We start from the raw sequence: 12,544 nt of genomic DNA, 5'->3' as shown, positions 1-12,544 counted from the left end.
CCCTCCGCGAGCTTGCTCCGGGCGCGCGGACCGCGGGCGCGCCACTGGCGCCCCCAAGATCGGTCCGCGGGAAACATCTCGATCCGAACCAATCAAACGGATCTGGTATGAGCCCGACCGCCAGAGCAATGTCCAACCGGACGGAATCGTCCGGTGGTCAAGACATTGCGCAAATTCAAGACTCCAGAGCGGGCGACCCGGTGCAACCGGGTCGGTTTCCGCCCTAACGCAGCTTCAGCGTGGCGAGGCCGATCATGGCGAGGATCAGCGAGATGATCCAGAAGCGGATCACGATCTGCGGCTCGGCCCAGCCCTTTTTCTCGAAATGGTGGTGGATCGGGGCCATCAGGAACACCCGCTTCTTGGTCCGCTTGTAATACACCACCTGAATGATGACACTCAGCGCCTCGACCACGAACAGCCCGCCGACGATGGCGAGCACGATCTCGTGCTTGGTCGCGACCGCGATCGCCCCGAGCGCGCCGCCGAGCGCGAGGCTGCCGGTGTCGCCCATGAAAACCGCCGCCGGCGGGGCGTTGTACCAGAGAAACCCGAGCCCGCCGCCGATCAGCGCCGCGACGAAGACCGCGATCTCACCGGTGCCGGGTACGTAGTGCACGTCGAGATAGGTCGAGAAGTCGGCGCGCCCGACCACGTAGGCGATGACCCCGAGCGCCGCCGCGGCGATCATCACCGGCATGATGGCAAGCCCGTCGAGTCCGTCGGTCAGGTTCACGGCGTTGGCCGAACCGACGATCACCAGCATGGCGAATGGCAGGAACAGCCAGCCGAGATCGAGCAGGAAGCTCTTGAACACCGGAAAGGCCAGCATGCCGGTCAGCCCCTCGGGATGCAGGACCATCGCCCAGCCCCCGGCGGCCAGCGCGATCAGGAACCCCGCCGCCAGCCGGATCCGCCCCGAGACGCCGTCATGGGTCTGGCGCTTCACCTTGGCGAAATCGTCGGCGAAGCCGATCAGGCCGAAGCCCGCCGTGACGAACAGCACCAGCCAGACGAAGCCGTTGTCCCAGCGCGCCCAGAGCAGCGTCGAGAAGAAGGTCGCCGACAGGATCAGCAGACCGCCCATAGTCGGCGTCCCGGCCTTGCTGACGATATGGCTCTGCGGCCCGTCGGTCCGGATCGGCTGCCCCCGCCCCTGCCGCAACCGCAGCAGGTCGATGAGCGGGCGGCCGAACAGGAAGCCGAAGATCAGCGCGGTGATGAAGGCGCCGCCGGCGCGAAAGGTGATGTAGCGGAAGACGTTGAACAGGCTCAGGTCGGGCGAAAGCTCCGCGAGGTAGAACAGCATTCGGGGGCCTATCCCTCCAGGCTTTCGGGCGGACGCGCGTCGCCCAGCTTCTTGATCGCTTCGACCACCTTGCCGACGCGCGAGCCGAGCGAGCCCTTGACCATGGCGATGTCGCCAGCGTCGAGCAGGCGCCGCACCCGCGCCGCCATCTCTTCGGCGGTATCGAACCACTCGCCGCGCTGGTCCGCCGGCAGCGCCTCGTAGAGCGCGCGCATCCGGCCACCGGCGCAATGAACCTTGTCAACCGCCGAGATCGCCGGCACCCGGGCGAGGCCCTCATGCATCTCGCGTTCACGCGGGCCGAGTTCCAGCATGTCGCCGAGAAACGCGACCCGCCGGCCGCGCGCCACCCGGCCTATGCCGTCCCGCGGCTGCTCGCCAGCGAAGACCGCGAGCGCCGCCGCCATCGCCGCCGGATTGGCGTTGTAGCTTTCGTCGATCAGGCCGATCGTCCCGTCGAGCCCGCCCGGTCCCAGCAGAACCGTCCAGCGCGCGCCCCGCCCCTCGGGCGAGCGCCAACTCGCCAGCGCGAGGCTCGCCCGCGCCATGTCGCCGCCGAGCGCATCGACCGCCGCCAGCGCACCGAGCGCGTTGAGTGCGAGATGCGCGCCGGCGGCGGCGAGCCTGAAATAGAAGGTCGTCCCGTTCGCCCGCGCCTTGATCGAGGTCGCGCCGGTGCCGACCCGCGCGTCGAGCAGCAGGAACTCCGGCCGCCCGGCCGAACCGAACCGGACGGCGCGCGCGCCCGCCGCCTTGGCCGCCGCGCGCAGGATCGGATATTGCGGGATGTCGCGGTTCAGGATCGCGACACCGCCCGGCTCGAGCCCCTGGAAGATCGCCGCCTTCTCGCGCGCGATGCCGCCGAGACCGCGGAACGCCGCGAGATGCACGGCGGCGACCGTGGTGACCAGCGCCACATGCGGCCGTGCGAGGCGGGTCAGCGGCGCGATCTCGCCCGGTGCGTTCATGCCGATCTCGATCACCGCGAAATCGACCGTCTCGGGCATTCGCGCCAGCGTCAGCGGCACGCCCCAGTGATTGTTGTAGCTCTTCTCCGCCGCGTGCACGGTCGCCTGGGCGCCGAGGGCCACCCGCAGCATCTCCTTGGTGCCGGTCTTGCCAACCGATCCGGTGACCGCGACCAGCTTGCCCCGGAACCGTGCCCGCGCCGCGCGACCGAGCGCCCACAGCCCGTCGAGCACGTCCCGAACGACCAGCAGCGGCGCGTCCGGCGCGACGCCCTCCGGAACGCGCGACACCAGCGCCGCCGCCGCGCCCTTGGCCAGCGCCTCGGCCACGAAATCATGTCCGTCCCGCGCGGCGGACAGCGCGACGAAGAGATCGCCCGGCAACAGCGAACGCGTGTCGATCGAGACCCCGGTGGCGGTCCAGTCGCGCCCCGCGACGCCGCCCGCCGCGGCGGCGCCGGTCGCGGCCTCCGCCTCGGCCCGGGTCCAGAGCACCGCCATCGCCGCGCCCTCCTCCGCCGCGCGCGCCGCGGCGCCCGCCGCCCTCACGCGCCCAACCCGTCGAGCGCGGCGACCGCGATGCTCGCCTGCTCGATATCGTCGAAGGGCAGCACGTCCTGGCCGATCACCTGACCCGTCTCATGGCCCTTGCCCGCGATCAGCAGCGCGTCCCCCGGCTGCAGCGCGTCGACCGCCGTCAGGATCGCCTCGGCCCGGTCGCCGATCTCCGTCGCCTCGGGGCAGCCGGCGCGCACCGCCGCGCGGATCGCCGCCGGATCCTCGGTGCGCGGATTGTCGTCGGTGACGAAGACCACGTCCGCCCCCGCCGCCGCCGCCTCGCCCATCAGCGGCCGCTTGCCCCTGTCCCGGTCGCCGCCCGCGCCGAACGCCACGAGCAGCCGCCCCATCACATGCGGCCGCAGCGCCGCCAGCGCGGTCGCGAGCGCGTCCGGGGTATGGGCATAGTCGACGAAGACCTGCGCGCCGTTGGCCCGCGTCGCCGCCCGCTCCATCCGCCCGCGCACCGTTTCGAGCAGGGGCAGCGCCGCGATCACCGCCGCCGCGTCGCTGCCGGAGCCGATGGCGAGGCCGGCGGAGATCAGGGCGTTGTGCGCCTGGAAGCCGCCGATGAGGTCGAGCCGGACCTTGTGGCTGCGCCCCCCCCAGGCAAAGAGCAGGTCCTGCCCGGTCGCATCGAACCGCTGGCCGATCAGCCGCAGCTCGCAGCCCTCGGCCCGGCCGACCGCGATCACCTTCTGGCCCCGCGCCTCGGCCACCGCGCGGACCCGCGCGCCGTGCGGATCGTCCATATTGACGACGGCCGCCGCCCCCCGCGGCAGCACCCGTTCGAACAGCCCCAGCTTCGCCGCGAAATAGGCTTCGAAATCGGGATGATAGTCGAGATGATCGCGCGTGATGTTGGTGAAGGCCGCCGCGTCGAGATGCACCCCGTCCAGCCGGTGCTGGTCGAGCCCATGGCTCGACGCCTCCATCGCCGCGTGGGTGACGCCCTCGACACTGAGCTCGGCGAGCAGCGCGTGCAGCGTGATCGGCTCGGGCGTCGTGTGACCGAGCGGCGCCGAGACCGCGCCTTCGACGCCGGTGGTGCCGAAATTCACCGCCCGCTCGCCGATCTGCTCCCAGATCTGGCGGGTGAAGCTCGCGACCGAGGTCTTGCCGTTGGTGCCGGTGACCGCGACCATCACCTCCGGCTGGGCGCCGTACCAGCGCCCGGCCGCGATGGCCAGCGCCCGGCGCGGCTGCTCCGCGACCACCACCGGCACCTTCAGCGGCCCGAGCGCGGCCTCGGCCGAGGCGAGGCCCGCGGCGTCGGTCAGCACCGCGACCGCGCCCATGCGCAAGGCGAAGGGAATGAAGTCCGCGCCGTGCATCCGCGTCCCCGGCAGGGCGGCGAAGAGATGCCCGGCTTCGGTATCGCGACTGTCGACCGAGAGCCCGGTGATCTCGGGCAGCGCGCCGGACCAGTCGCCGCCGCGCCGGGTTCCGGTCAGCAGCCCCAGCGCATCGAAGCCCATCAGCTTCTTGGTGCGATCGGTCGCGGCCATCGTCCAGCGCCTCCGGGAGTTGTTGGGCAAGGGGCTATTCGTTTCCCGCGACCGTGTAAAGCGGCGGCTCCTCGGTCTCGACCGGCGCGTCCGGCCGCATGCCGAGCACGGGCGCCAGGCGCTTGATCGCCTTCGCCGCCACCGGTACCGCCGTCAGGCCCGCCGTGCGGAACGCCGTCTTGTTGATATAGGTGACCGGCTCGTCGAGCGTGATGACGAGCACGTAGCGCGGCTTGTCGACCGGGAAGAAGGAGGCGAAGGTCGAGATCACCTTGTCGCGCGCGTAGCCGCCGTGCCGCAGCGGCTTGTCCGCCGTCCCGGTCTTGCCCGCCACCGCGTAGCCGGGGATGTCGGCGCCCTTGGCGGTACCGCGCACCACCACCTGGCGCAGCATTTCGCGGATCTCCTGCGAGGTCCGCGCGGAGATGATCCGGTCGGCCTCGGTGGGGCGCACGTCGCTCGCCACGATGCTCGGATGCACGCGAAGACCGCCGTTCGCCAGCATCGCATAGGCCGTGGCGAGATGCAGCGGCGTCACCGCGATACCGTGACCGAAGCCGATGGTGATGGTCGAAAGGTCAGACCAGCTCGACGGCACCATCGGCGTGGTGCGCGCCGCCTCGCTCAGCTCCACCGGCACCGGCGCCAGCATGCCGACCTCGCCGAGAAAGCGCTTCTGCGCCGCCGTCCCGCTGGCGATGGCCAGCCGCGCCGCGCCGATGTTCGAGGATTTGACCAGCACGTCCTCGACCGTCAGCCGCGGGCCGTAGTTGTGGAAGTCGTGGATGGTGAACCGGCCCCAATGCATCGGCCCCTTGGTGTCAACCAGCGTCTTCGGCCCGACCTTGCCCTCCTCGATCGCCAGGGCGGCGGTCAGCGGCTTGAAGGAGGAACCGAGTTCGTAGCGCCCCTGCGCCGCCCGGTTGAAGAGCGGGCTGTCGGCGGGGTCGCCGCTGGTCGGCAAGGGCGGGCGCTGGTTCGGATCGAAGTCCGGCAGGCTCGCCAGCGCGCGGATCTGACCGGTGTCGGCCTCCATCAGGATGCCGACCGCGCCCTTGGCATGCATCTCGGCCATGCCGGTCGCCAGCACTTCCTCGAGTGCGACCTGCGCGTCGATGTCGATCGAAAGCCGCAGCGCCTCGCCCACCTCGGCCGGGTCGCGTAACCGCTGGTCGAACATGCGCTCGACGCCGGCCGTTCCGACGATCTCCGCCGCGTCGACGCCCTCGCGACCGAAGCTCGCGCCGCCGAGAACATGCGACGCGAGCGCGCCGTTGGGATAGAACCGTACCTCACGCGGGCCGAACAGCAGCCCCGGCTCGCCGAGGTCATGCACCGCCTGCCGCTGTTCGGGCGAGATGGTGCGCTTGATCCAGAGAAACTTGCGCCCGTCGGTGAAGCGCGCCCGCAACGTCTCCGCGTCGAGGTCGGGGAAGATCGCCGCCAGCGCCTCGGCCGCCGCCGCCGGATCGATCATCTGCGCCGGCTGGGCATAGAGCGAGGCGGTGACGAGGTTGGTGGCCAGGATCGCGCCGTTATGGTCGACGATATTCGCCCGCTGCGCCCGGATCGGCTCGCTTGTCCCCTCGGCCCGCGGCTCCACCGGAACCGCGGCCGACAGCAGCGCCATCCGCCCCGCGACGGTGGTAAAGCAGAGGATGAACACGACGCCGAGCAGCAACAGCCGCGTCTCCGCCTTCTGCCGCTCGGCGCGATGGCGAGCGGCCAGTCGCGCCGCGCGTTCCTCGGCTTCGACGAGATCCGGATCCGTGCCCTCGGCACGGGCCGAGAGGATGCGGGCGAGCGGGCGCAGCGGACGGCGGATCATTTCTTGGCTCCGGCGGGATCGGATTGGGGGGCGGTCTCGGGGTCGATGGTCGGGTCGGGAGGTGGCGGAAAGCTCACCATGCCGACATCGGCGAATTGCCCGGGCGTCAGCTCGACCAGCGCCAGCGTCGTGGCATTGGCATCGACCAGCGCGCGCAGCCGGTCGGGCCGGTTGAGATAGGCCCATTCGGCCTCGAGCACGCCCAGCGCCTCGCGCTCGCGGGCGATCTCGGCGCGGAGGTCGGCGACCCGGTTCATCGCCTCCTGCGTCGCGTAGTTCACCCGATAGGCCCAGGTCGCGCAGACAACGACGAGCACGGCCGAGGAGGCATAAAGGATCAGCTTCACCGCGCCCCTCCGATCGCCAGCGCCGGCAGGCCGAGCGTGGCCGCGTCGATCCGCCCCGCCGGCGCGTCGAGCCGCCGGGCGAGCCGCAGCTTGGCCGAGCGCGCGCGCGGGTTGGCGGCGACCTCGGCCGCGTCGGGTTCCACCGCCTTGCGGGTGACGAGTTCGAACCGCGGCGCCTCGGCGGTCGCCTCGGGCGCGTGCCGGCTGGTCCGCGGGGCCGCGCCGGACCGCGCCTGCAGGAAGCGCTTCACCACGCGGTCCTCCAGAGAATGAAAGGTGACGACCGCGAGCCAGCCGCCCGGCGCCAGCGCCGCCTCGGCCGCGGCGAGGCCGCGTGCCAGCTCGCCCAACTCGTCGTTGACCGCGATGCGCAGCGCCTGAAAACCGCGGGTCGCCGGATGCGGCTGCCCCGGCTTCGGCCGCGGCAATTGCCGCTCGAAGAGCCCGGCGAGGTCGGTGGTCGTCTCGAACGGCGCCGTCTTGCGCGCCGCGACGATGGCCCGGGCGATCCGGCGCGAGGCGCGCTCCTCGCCATACTGGAACAATATGTCGGCCAGCGCCGCTTCCGGCAGATTGTTCACCAGATCGGCGGCCGAAGGCCCGGAGCGACCCATGCGCATGTCGAGCGGCCCCTCCTTCTGAAAGGAAAAGCCGCGCTCCGCCTGGTCGAGCTGCATTGAGGAAACGCCGATATCGAGCACAACGCCATCCAGCGCCGACGCCCCCGCCTCGGCCGCGATCCGGTCAAGATCGCCGAACCGCCCGGCGCGGAGGTCGAGCCGGGCGCCGAAAGTCTCCGCCCAGGGCGCCGCGGCCCTCAGCGCGTCGGGATCGCGATCGACCCCGATCACCCGCGCGGCCCCGGCGTCGAGCAAGGCCCGGGCATAGCCACCGGCGCCGAAGGTGCCGTCGAGCCAGACGCCATGCGCGGGCGCGACCCGCCCCAGAATCGCACCGATCAGCACCGGCACATGCCGCGCGAAGGGCGCCATCATCATTCGTCGTCCTCGTCGGCGATTCGGCCCAGCGCCGCGTAGAGGTCGCTCGCCGCGTCTCCCGGCACCACGAGGCCGCGCAATTCGGCGATCGCCGCGTCGAACACGCTCGGCGTCGTGATGCGGAAGGTGTCGAGCTCGCCAAGGAAGCGGACCTCGTCGGTGGCGCCGATCCGCTGCTTCAGCTCGGCCGGAAGCACGATCCGGCCCGTCGGGTCCAGCTCCATCTGCGTCGAGCAGGTGCTGTAGGTATAGGTCGCAAGCTTACGCGCGACGCTGAACTGATCCATCTTGCGGATCCGCCGCTCCATCCGCGCCATCGACTCGATGGAGAAGCCTTCGAGATAGCTGGTGTCCTGATGACCATAGACCAGGATGAAACGCTGTGGTCGGCCCGATTCCCATTCGGGATCGCCCTTCTCCAGCTCGCGCCGAAACGGGGCCGGGATCGACAAGCGACCCTTCGTGTCCAACTTGTGGACCGACTCGCCCCTGAAAGACGCCTTCACCGGCAACCAACTCCTGTCCGCTTCGCCCATCCCGGAAACAATGACGGGCCGTGCCACCTGAAAGCACGACCCGTCATCCGGTCCTGTTTGGGCCTTCGGCCCGACTGCGCCACGTCTTACGTGCCTGCTCGTTCTTCAGTCGCGTCGGGTCTTCTTCGTCTTAGGAAAGCGCGGGCCTGTATGAAGCCTGCCGAGTCTCACTTGGGTCTTTACTTGCCCTTGTCTTGTATTCCGCTGCCTTCCGTGAGTTATGGGATAGCATGGGATTTCATGCCACGCAACGGTTTTCACGTCCATCGGGATTTTGATCGTTCAATCAGCGGCTTTTCGCCCTTTGGTGCGCCGCAGCATTACCCGATCACGAGCATTACTTGTGGCGTCACGGCACCGTTACCACCACATTTTGTGCAACCACCGATTGCACACACTCAAGCCGAAAATCAATAAAGTTGTAATTTTCTGCCTCGGTGTTACCCGCAAGCCGCGCCGGCGTCTCGTCTGGTACCCGGCTTCGCCGAATCGGCCACCGAATCCCACGCCATGCTGCACGCCATACCCCGCACCCACGAAATCCCATGAGCGGCGCGTCCCGGCGCGGGCGCGGCGCTCCGCGCCCCTCGCCCGAGGCCCGGCCGCCCCGGCGCGGGTCTTGCGTGGGGACGGGTGGCGGGATAAAGCGCGGACGGCCGAATGCCCATCTCCCGCGAGGCCGAAGGATCCGGATCGATGTCGATTGACGCAGAAACCGCGCGCCGCGTCGCCCATCTCGCACGGATCGAGGTGGCCGAGGCCGATATCGCCCCGCTCGCCGCCGAGTTGTCGGCGATCCTCGGCTTCATGGAACAGCTGGGCGAACTCGATGTCACCGGCGTCGAACCGATGACATCCGTCACCCCGATGCGGCTGCCCTGGCGCCAGGACGCGGTGACCGATGGCGGCTACCCCGAGCGGGTACTCGCCAACGCGCCGGACGCGCGCGACGGATTCTTCACCGTGCCGAAGGTCGTGGAATAAACAGTCCGGCCAAGTCCGGGAAATGGAAAGTCGTGGGAACAGCATGTCCGATCTCGCCCGCCTGACCATCGCCGAGGCCCGCGAGGGCCTGCGTTCCCGACGGATCGGCGCGGCCGAATTGACCGAGTCCTGCCTCGACGCGATCACCGCCGCGACGCCGCTCAACGCCTTCTCCCATGTCTCGCCAGACCGCGCCCGCGTCGGCGCGGCGGCGGCGCAGACCCGGCTCGACGCGGGGGAGGCGCCCGACCTCTGCGGCGTGCCCCTCGGGATCAAGGATCTCTTCTGCGTCGAGGGCTTGCCGGCGCAGGCGGCGTCCAACATCCTGGAAGGCTTCGTCCCGCCCTACGAGAGCAGCGTCACCGCCCGGCTCTGGGAGCGCGGCGCGGTCTGCCTCGGCAAGCTCAACATGGACGAGTTCGCCATGGGCTCGTCGAACGAGAGCTCGGCCTTCGGACCGGTGGTCAGCCCCTGGCGGCGGGCGGGCGACGCCGCGCCGCTGACCCCGGGCGGCTCCTCGGGCGGCTCGGCGGCGGCGGTGGCGGCGGATCTCTGCCTCGGCGCGACCGGCACGGACACCGGCGGCTCGATCCGCCAGCCGGCGGCGCTGACCGGCATCGTCGGGGTAAAGCCGACCTACGGGCGCTGCTCGCGCTGGGGGATCGTCGCCTTCGCCTCCTCGCTCGACCAGGCGGGACCGATGACGAAGACCGTGCGCGACGCCGCGATCCTGCTCGGCGCCATGGCCGGGCACGATCCGAAGGACAGCACCTCGGCCAACCGCCCGGTGCCGGATTTCGAGGCCGCGCTCGTCGGCGACATGCGCGGCAAGCGGATCGGCGTCCCGAAGGAATATCGCATCGACGGCATGCCGGCCGAGATCGAGGCCCTCTGGCAGCGGGGCGCCGAGATGCTGCGCGACGCGGGCGCGGAGATCGTCGAGATCAGCCTGCCCCGCACGAAATATGCGCTGCCGGCCTATTACGTCATCGCCCCGGCGGAAGCCTCGTCGAACCTCGCGCGCTACGACGGCGTGCGCTATGGCCACCGCGCGCGGATCGAGGCCCAGGAGGGCGTCACCGAGATGTACGAGCGCAGCCGGGCCGAAGGCTTCGGCAAGGAAGTCCGCCGCCGGGTGATGATCGGCGCCTATGTGCTCTCGGCCGGCTTCTACGACGCCTACTATCTCAGGGCGCAGAAGACGCGGACGCTGATCCGCCAGGATTTCGAAGCCGCCTTCTCCGCGGGAATCGATGCGATCCTGACCCCGGCGACGCCCTCGGCCGCGTTCGGCCTGGGCGAGGTCGGCGACGGCGATCCGGTCCAGATGTATCTCAACGACGTCTTCACCGTGACGGTCAATCTCGCCGGTCTGCCCGGCGCCTCGGTCCCGGCGGGAGTGGACAAGGCGGGTCTCCCGCTGGGGTTGCAGGTGATTGGCCGGCCCTGGGACGAGGCCGGAATGCTCGACGTGGCATATGCTCTGGAAAAGGCGAGCGGATTTGCTGCAAAACCTCGAAAATGGTGGTAGAGCTGTGCCGAGGCATATGTATGCGAGGCAAGACGGCAAGATGAAAAAGCGTGTGATGGCGATCATCGCGGGCGGGCTGCTTTCGGCCTGCACCTCCGGCGATGTCACGGTTCCCGATCAGCCGGTCATCACCGAGGTGCCGACCACCGGCATCGCCTCCTCCATGGGCGGCGAGCCGCTGCCGCCGGGTGTGCAGCAGGCGCCGGCCGGCGTCTCGACCGCCACCGCGGCGCCGGGCGTGGGACGGCCGCTCGATACCGATACGCTGAACCTGCTGCAGACCACGCTTGAGGAGCAGAAGATCGACGCGGCGGTGGCCGAGCGCAAGCTCGCCGCCGACCGGGCGCAGCTCGTCATCGTACAGCCGGGCGCGCTGCCCGACCGGGTCGAGGGCATCAATGTCGCGCTCTTCGCCCAGCAAACCAGCAACGCGGTCGGCGTGCGGGTCTACGACCGGCGCGGCAATTCGCTGTCCGCGGCGGCGGCCTGCCGGCGGTTCAAGCATCCCGACGACGCGCAGCGGGCGTTCCTGGCGAATGGCGGCCCACAGGACGATCGCGGCGGGCTCGACCCGGACGGCGACGGCTTCGCCTGCGCCTGGGATCCGACGCCGTTCCGACAGCTCAAAGGCTGACATGCGGCGCATAGCCGGCGCGGAGGGCGGCGACGATGCTCGGCGGCGTGAGGCAGGAAAGCCGGTCCCCGGCGGCGAAGGCGCGCTCCGGACCGTAGCCCTCGAAGCTCCAGCGACGGGCGCCGGCCACTGTGCGCAGCTGAAAGCCATCCGCTTCGAAGATCACCCCGGCGGGAATGGTCGAGAAGGCGAGGATTTCGCGTGGGCCGAGGCGCTCGGCATGGAGTGCGCGGTCCATCTCGGACACGCGCGGTGGCGGTGTTCCCTTCGCCCGACCCCAGGCCGCGGCGAACGCCAGGGCCGCGGCGCGGCGGCATTCGAAACAGGGCCGATGGCCGGCGGCGAGCGCGGTCGGCTCGTCGAGGAAGAAGATCTCGGTATAGCCGGCGCCCATCACCGCGCGCCGGCGTCCGCGAAACGTGGTCAGGCAGCAGATCCAGGCGCGGGAGCGCCATCGCGAGGCGCCGAGAGTGCCGTCCGCGCGGTGCAGCCGACCGCCCCGGTTGCCCATCAGCGCCCCACGCGCCGGTGTGGCGTGGAGCGTGCCATCCGGGGCGCAGCGGTTCTGGAAGGGCATGGGCTCCTCGGCTTCGGCCGGACGCCGTGACGTAGGCGCACTGACCCATGAAAATCCGTGACCGGTCAAGCCCGAACCATGGCCCGCGTCGGGGCGTCGCACGGCCGGACATGGTGGTGCTGCACTATACCGCGATGGCGACGGCGGAGGCGGCGCTGGACCGGCTCTGCGATCCGGCGGCGGAGGTTTCGGCGCATTACCTCATCGGCCCGACCGGCGAGGTCTGGCGCCTGGTGGCCGAGACCGAACGCGCCTGGCACGCGGGCGCCGGCTCCTGGGGCGGCGTGCGCGACGTCAATTCGCATTCGATCGGGATCGAGCTCGCGAATCCCGGACCGCTCGACGACAATCCGCCGTTCCCCGAGGCGCAGATGGCGGCGCTGGAGGCTCTGCTCGACGGCGTTCTCGCGCGGTGGAGCATTCCGCCCTCGCGGGTGATCGGCCATTCCGACATGGCGCCGGGTCGCAAGGTCGATCCGGGACGCAAGTTCGATTGGCGCCGCCTCGCGCTCGGCGGTCGCGCGACCTGGCCGGCGGCGCCGGCGCCGGTGTCCGGCCGGGCCGACGCCAGGGCGTTCCGCGCGGCTCTCGTCGCCATCGGCTATCCCGCCGAGGCGGAGGCGGCGGTGCTGCTGGCCGCCTTCAGGGCACGGTTCCGACCGACGGCGCGCGGCGCGCTGGTCGCTGGCGACGTGGCGCTCGCCGAAGCGGTGGCAGCGGCGCAGCCTTGCGCGGACGGCCCGCCCGAGGTTGACCGGAGCGCGGT

The 12,544-nt window shown here is 70.7% G+C and carries 12 protein-coding genes; 4 read left to right on the top strand and 8 right to left on the bottom strand.

Translation table 11 applies throughout. The features are described from left to right. Window positions 1–223: 223 nt before the first annotated feature. The 7 genes from mraY to Q0480_RS12015 all read right to left on the bottom strand — a co-directional run bounded on the left by mraY (window position 224) and on the right by Q0480_RS12015 (window position 8,052). The gene (gene mraY / locus Q0480_RS12045) at window positions 224–1,309 is read right to left on the bottom strand and encodes a phospho-N-acetylmuramoyl-pentapeptide-transferase (RefSeq protein WP_299133247.1); all 1,086 of its coding nucleotides are present in this window, start codon (window positions 1,307–1,309) and stop codon (window positions 224–226) included. An 8-nt stretch (window positions 1,310–1,317) separates the two neighbouring features. Next, window positions 1,318–2,778, bottom strand: coding sequence for a UDP-N-acetylmuramoyl-tripeptide--D-alanyl-D-alanine ligase (gene murF / locus Q0480_RS12040; RefSeq protein WP_299133251.1), 1,461 nt, complete (start codon window positions 2,776–2,778; stop codon window positions 1,318–1,320). Window positions 2,779–2,822: 44 nt separating this feature from the next. Further along, window positions 2,823–4,313: a UDP-N-acetylmuramoyl-L-alanyl-D-glutamate--2,6-diaminopimelate ligase gene (locus Q0480_RS12035; RefSeq protein ID WP_299133250.1), complete on the bottom strand. Its 1,491-nt coding sequence runs from the start codon at window positions 4,311–4,313 to the stop codon at window positions 2,823–2,825. A gap of 64 nt (window positions 4,314–4,377) precedes the next feature. After that, entirely contained in the window at window positions 4,378–6,171 is a 1,794-nt protein-coding gene (locus Q0480_RS12030; RefSeq protein WP_299133245.1) for a penicillin-binding protein 2, read from the bottom strand. Next, window positions 6,168–6,518, bottom strand: a complete 351-nt coding sequence (locus Q0480_RS12025; RefSeq protein ID WP_299133244.1) for a cell division protein FtsL — start codon at window positions 6,516–6,518, stop codon at window positions 6,168–6,170. The genes Q0480_RS12030 and Q0480_RS12025 overlap by 4 nt, the downstream gene beginning before the upstream one ends. After that, complete coding sequence (gene rsmH, locus Q0480_RS12020; protein WP_299133243.1) at window positions 6,515–7,516, bottom strand: 16S rRNA (cytosine(1402)-N(4))-methyltransferase RsmH; 1,002 nt, start codon at window positions 7,514–7,516, stop codon at window positions 6,515–6,517. The genes Q0480_RS12025 and rsmH overlap by 4 nt, the downstream gene beginning before the upstream one ends. After that, window positions 7,513–8,052 (bottom strand): cell division/cell wall cluster transcriptional repressor MraZ, encoded by a 540-nt coding sequence (locus Q0480_RS12015; protein WP_299133249.1) that lies wholly within the window; start codon window positions 8,050–8,052, stop codon window positions 7,513–7,515. The genes rsmH and Q0480_RS12015 overlap by 4 nt, the downstream gene beginning before the upstream one ends. 696 nt (window positions 8,053–8,748) lie before the next feature. Between Q0480_RS12015 and gatC the strand changes: the two genes are divergently transcribed. The 3 genes from gatC to Q0480_RS12000 are packed head-to-tail and all read left to right on the top strand — an operon-like array spanning window position 8,749 to window position 11,201. Then, on the top strand, window positions 8,749–9,036 hold the full coding sequence (gene gatC / locus Q0480_RS12010) for an Asp-tRNA(Asn)/Glu-tRNA(Gln) amidotransferase subunit GatC (protein ID WP_299133242.1): 288 nt from the start codon (window positions 8,749–8,751) through the stop codon (window positions 9,034–9,036). A gap of 43 nt (window positions 9,037–9,079) precedes the next feature. Then, window positions 9,080–10,567, top strand: coding sequence for an Asp-tRNA(Asn)/Glu-tRNA(Gln) amidotransferase subunit GatA (gene gatA / locus Q0480_RS12005; RefSeq protein WP_299133248.1), 1,488 nt, complete (start codon window positions 9,080–9,082; stop codon window positions 10,565–10,567). A 40-nt stretch (window positions 10,568–10,607) separates the two neighbouring features. Further along, a complete protein-coding gene (locus Q0480_RS12000; RefSeq protein ID WP_299133240.1) occupies window positions 10,608–11,201 on the top strand; it encodes a hypothetical protein in 594 nt (197 codons plus the stop codon). Here the strand turns inward: Q0480_RS12000 and Q0480_RS11995 are convergent. Then, window positions 11,191–11,778, bottom strand: a complete 588-nt coding sequence (locus Q0480_RS11995) for a hypothetical protein (RefSeq protein ID WP_299133239.1) — start codon at window positions 11,776–11,778, stop codon at window positions 11,191–11,193. The two genes, Q0480_RS12000 and Q0480_RS11995, sit on opposite strands and share 11 nt — an antisense overlap. A 47-nt stretch (window positions 11,779–11,825) precedes the next feature. On the opposite strand from Q0480_RS11995, the gene Q0480_RS11990 reads away from it, so the two are divergent. Beyond that, window positions 11,826–12,544, top strand: a 719-nt coding sequence (locus Q0480_RS11990) for an N-acetylmuramoyl-L-alanine amidase (protein WP_299133237.1), incomplete at its 3' end; no start/stop codon positions are given.

The sequence above is a fragment of the uncultured Amaricoccus sp. genome (assembly GCF_937891315.1).
GTDB lineage: Bacteria > Pseudomonadota > Alphaproteobacteria > Rhodobacterales > Rhodobacteraceae > Amaricoccus.
The sequence above is the reverse complement of the archived record's forward strand: the minus strand, read 5'-3'. Positions and strand labels throughout refer to the sequence as shown.

Coding starts and splice junctions, on each gene's coding strand:
- mraY (WP_299133247.1), bottom strand. CDS start 1,309: ATGCTGTTCTACCTCGCGGAGCTTTCGCCCGACCTGAGCCTGTTCAAC.
- murF (WP_299133251.1), bottom strand. CDS start 2,778: ATGGCGGTGCTCTGGACCCGGGCCGAGGCGGAGGCCGCGACCGGCGCC.
- Q0480_RS12035 (WP_299133250.1), bottom strand. CDS start 4,313: ATGGGCTTCGATGCGCTGGGGCTGCTGACCGGAACCCGGCGCGGCGGC.
- Q0480_RS12030 (WP_299133245.1), bottom strand. CDS start 6,171: ATGATCCGCCGTCCGCTGCGCCCGCTCGCCCGCATCCTCTCGGCCCGT.
- rsmH (WP_299133243.1), bottom strand. CDS start 7,516: ATGATGATGGCGCCCTTCGCGCGGCATGTGCCGGTGCTGATCGGTGCG.
- Q0480_RS12015 (WP_299133249.1), bottom strand. CDS start 8,052: ATGGGCGAAGCGGACAGGAGTTGGTTGCCGGTGAAGGCGTCTTTCAGG.
- gatC (WP_299133242.1), top strand. CDS start 8,749: ATGTCGATTGACGCAGAAACCGCGCGCCGCGTCGCCCATCTCGCACGG.
- gatA (WP_299133248.1), top strand. CDS start 9,080: ATGTCCGATCTCGCCCGCCTGACCATCGCCGAGGCCCGCGAGGGCCTG.
- Q0480_RS12000 (WP_299133240.1), top strand. CDS start 10,608: ATGAAAAAGCGTGTGATGGCGATCATCGCGGGCGGGCTGCTTTCGGCC.
- Q0480_RS11995 (WP_299133239.1), bottom strand. CDS start 11,778: ATGCCCTTCCAGAACCGCTGCGCCCCGGATGGCACGCTCCACGCCACA.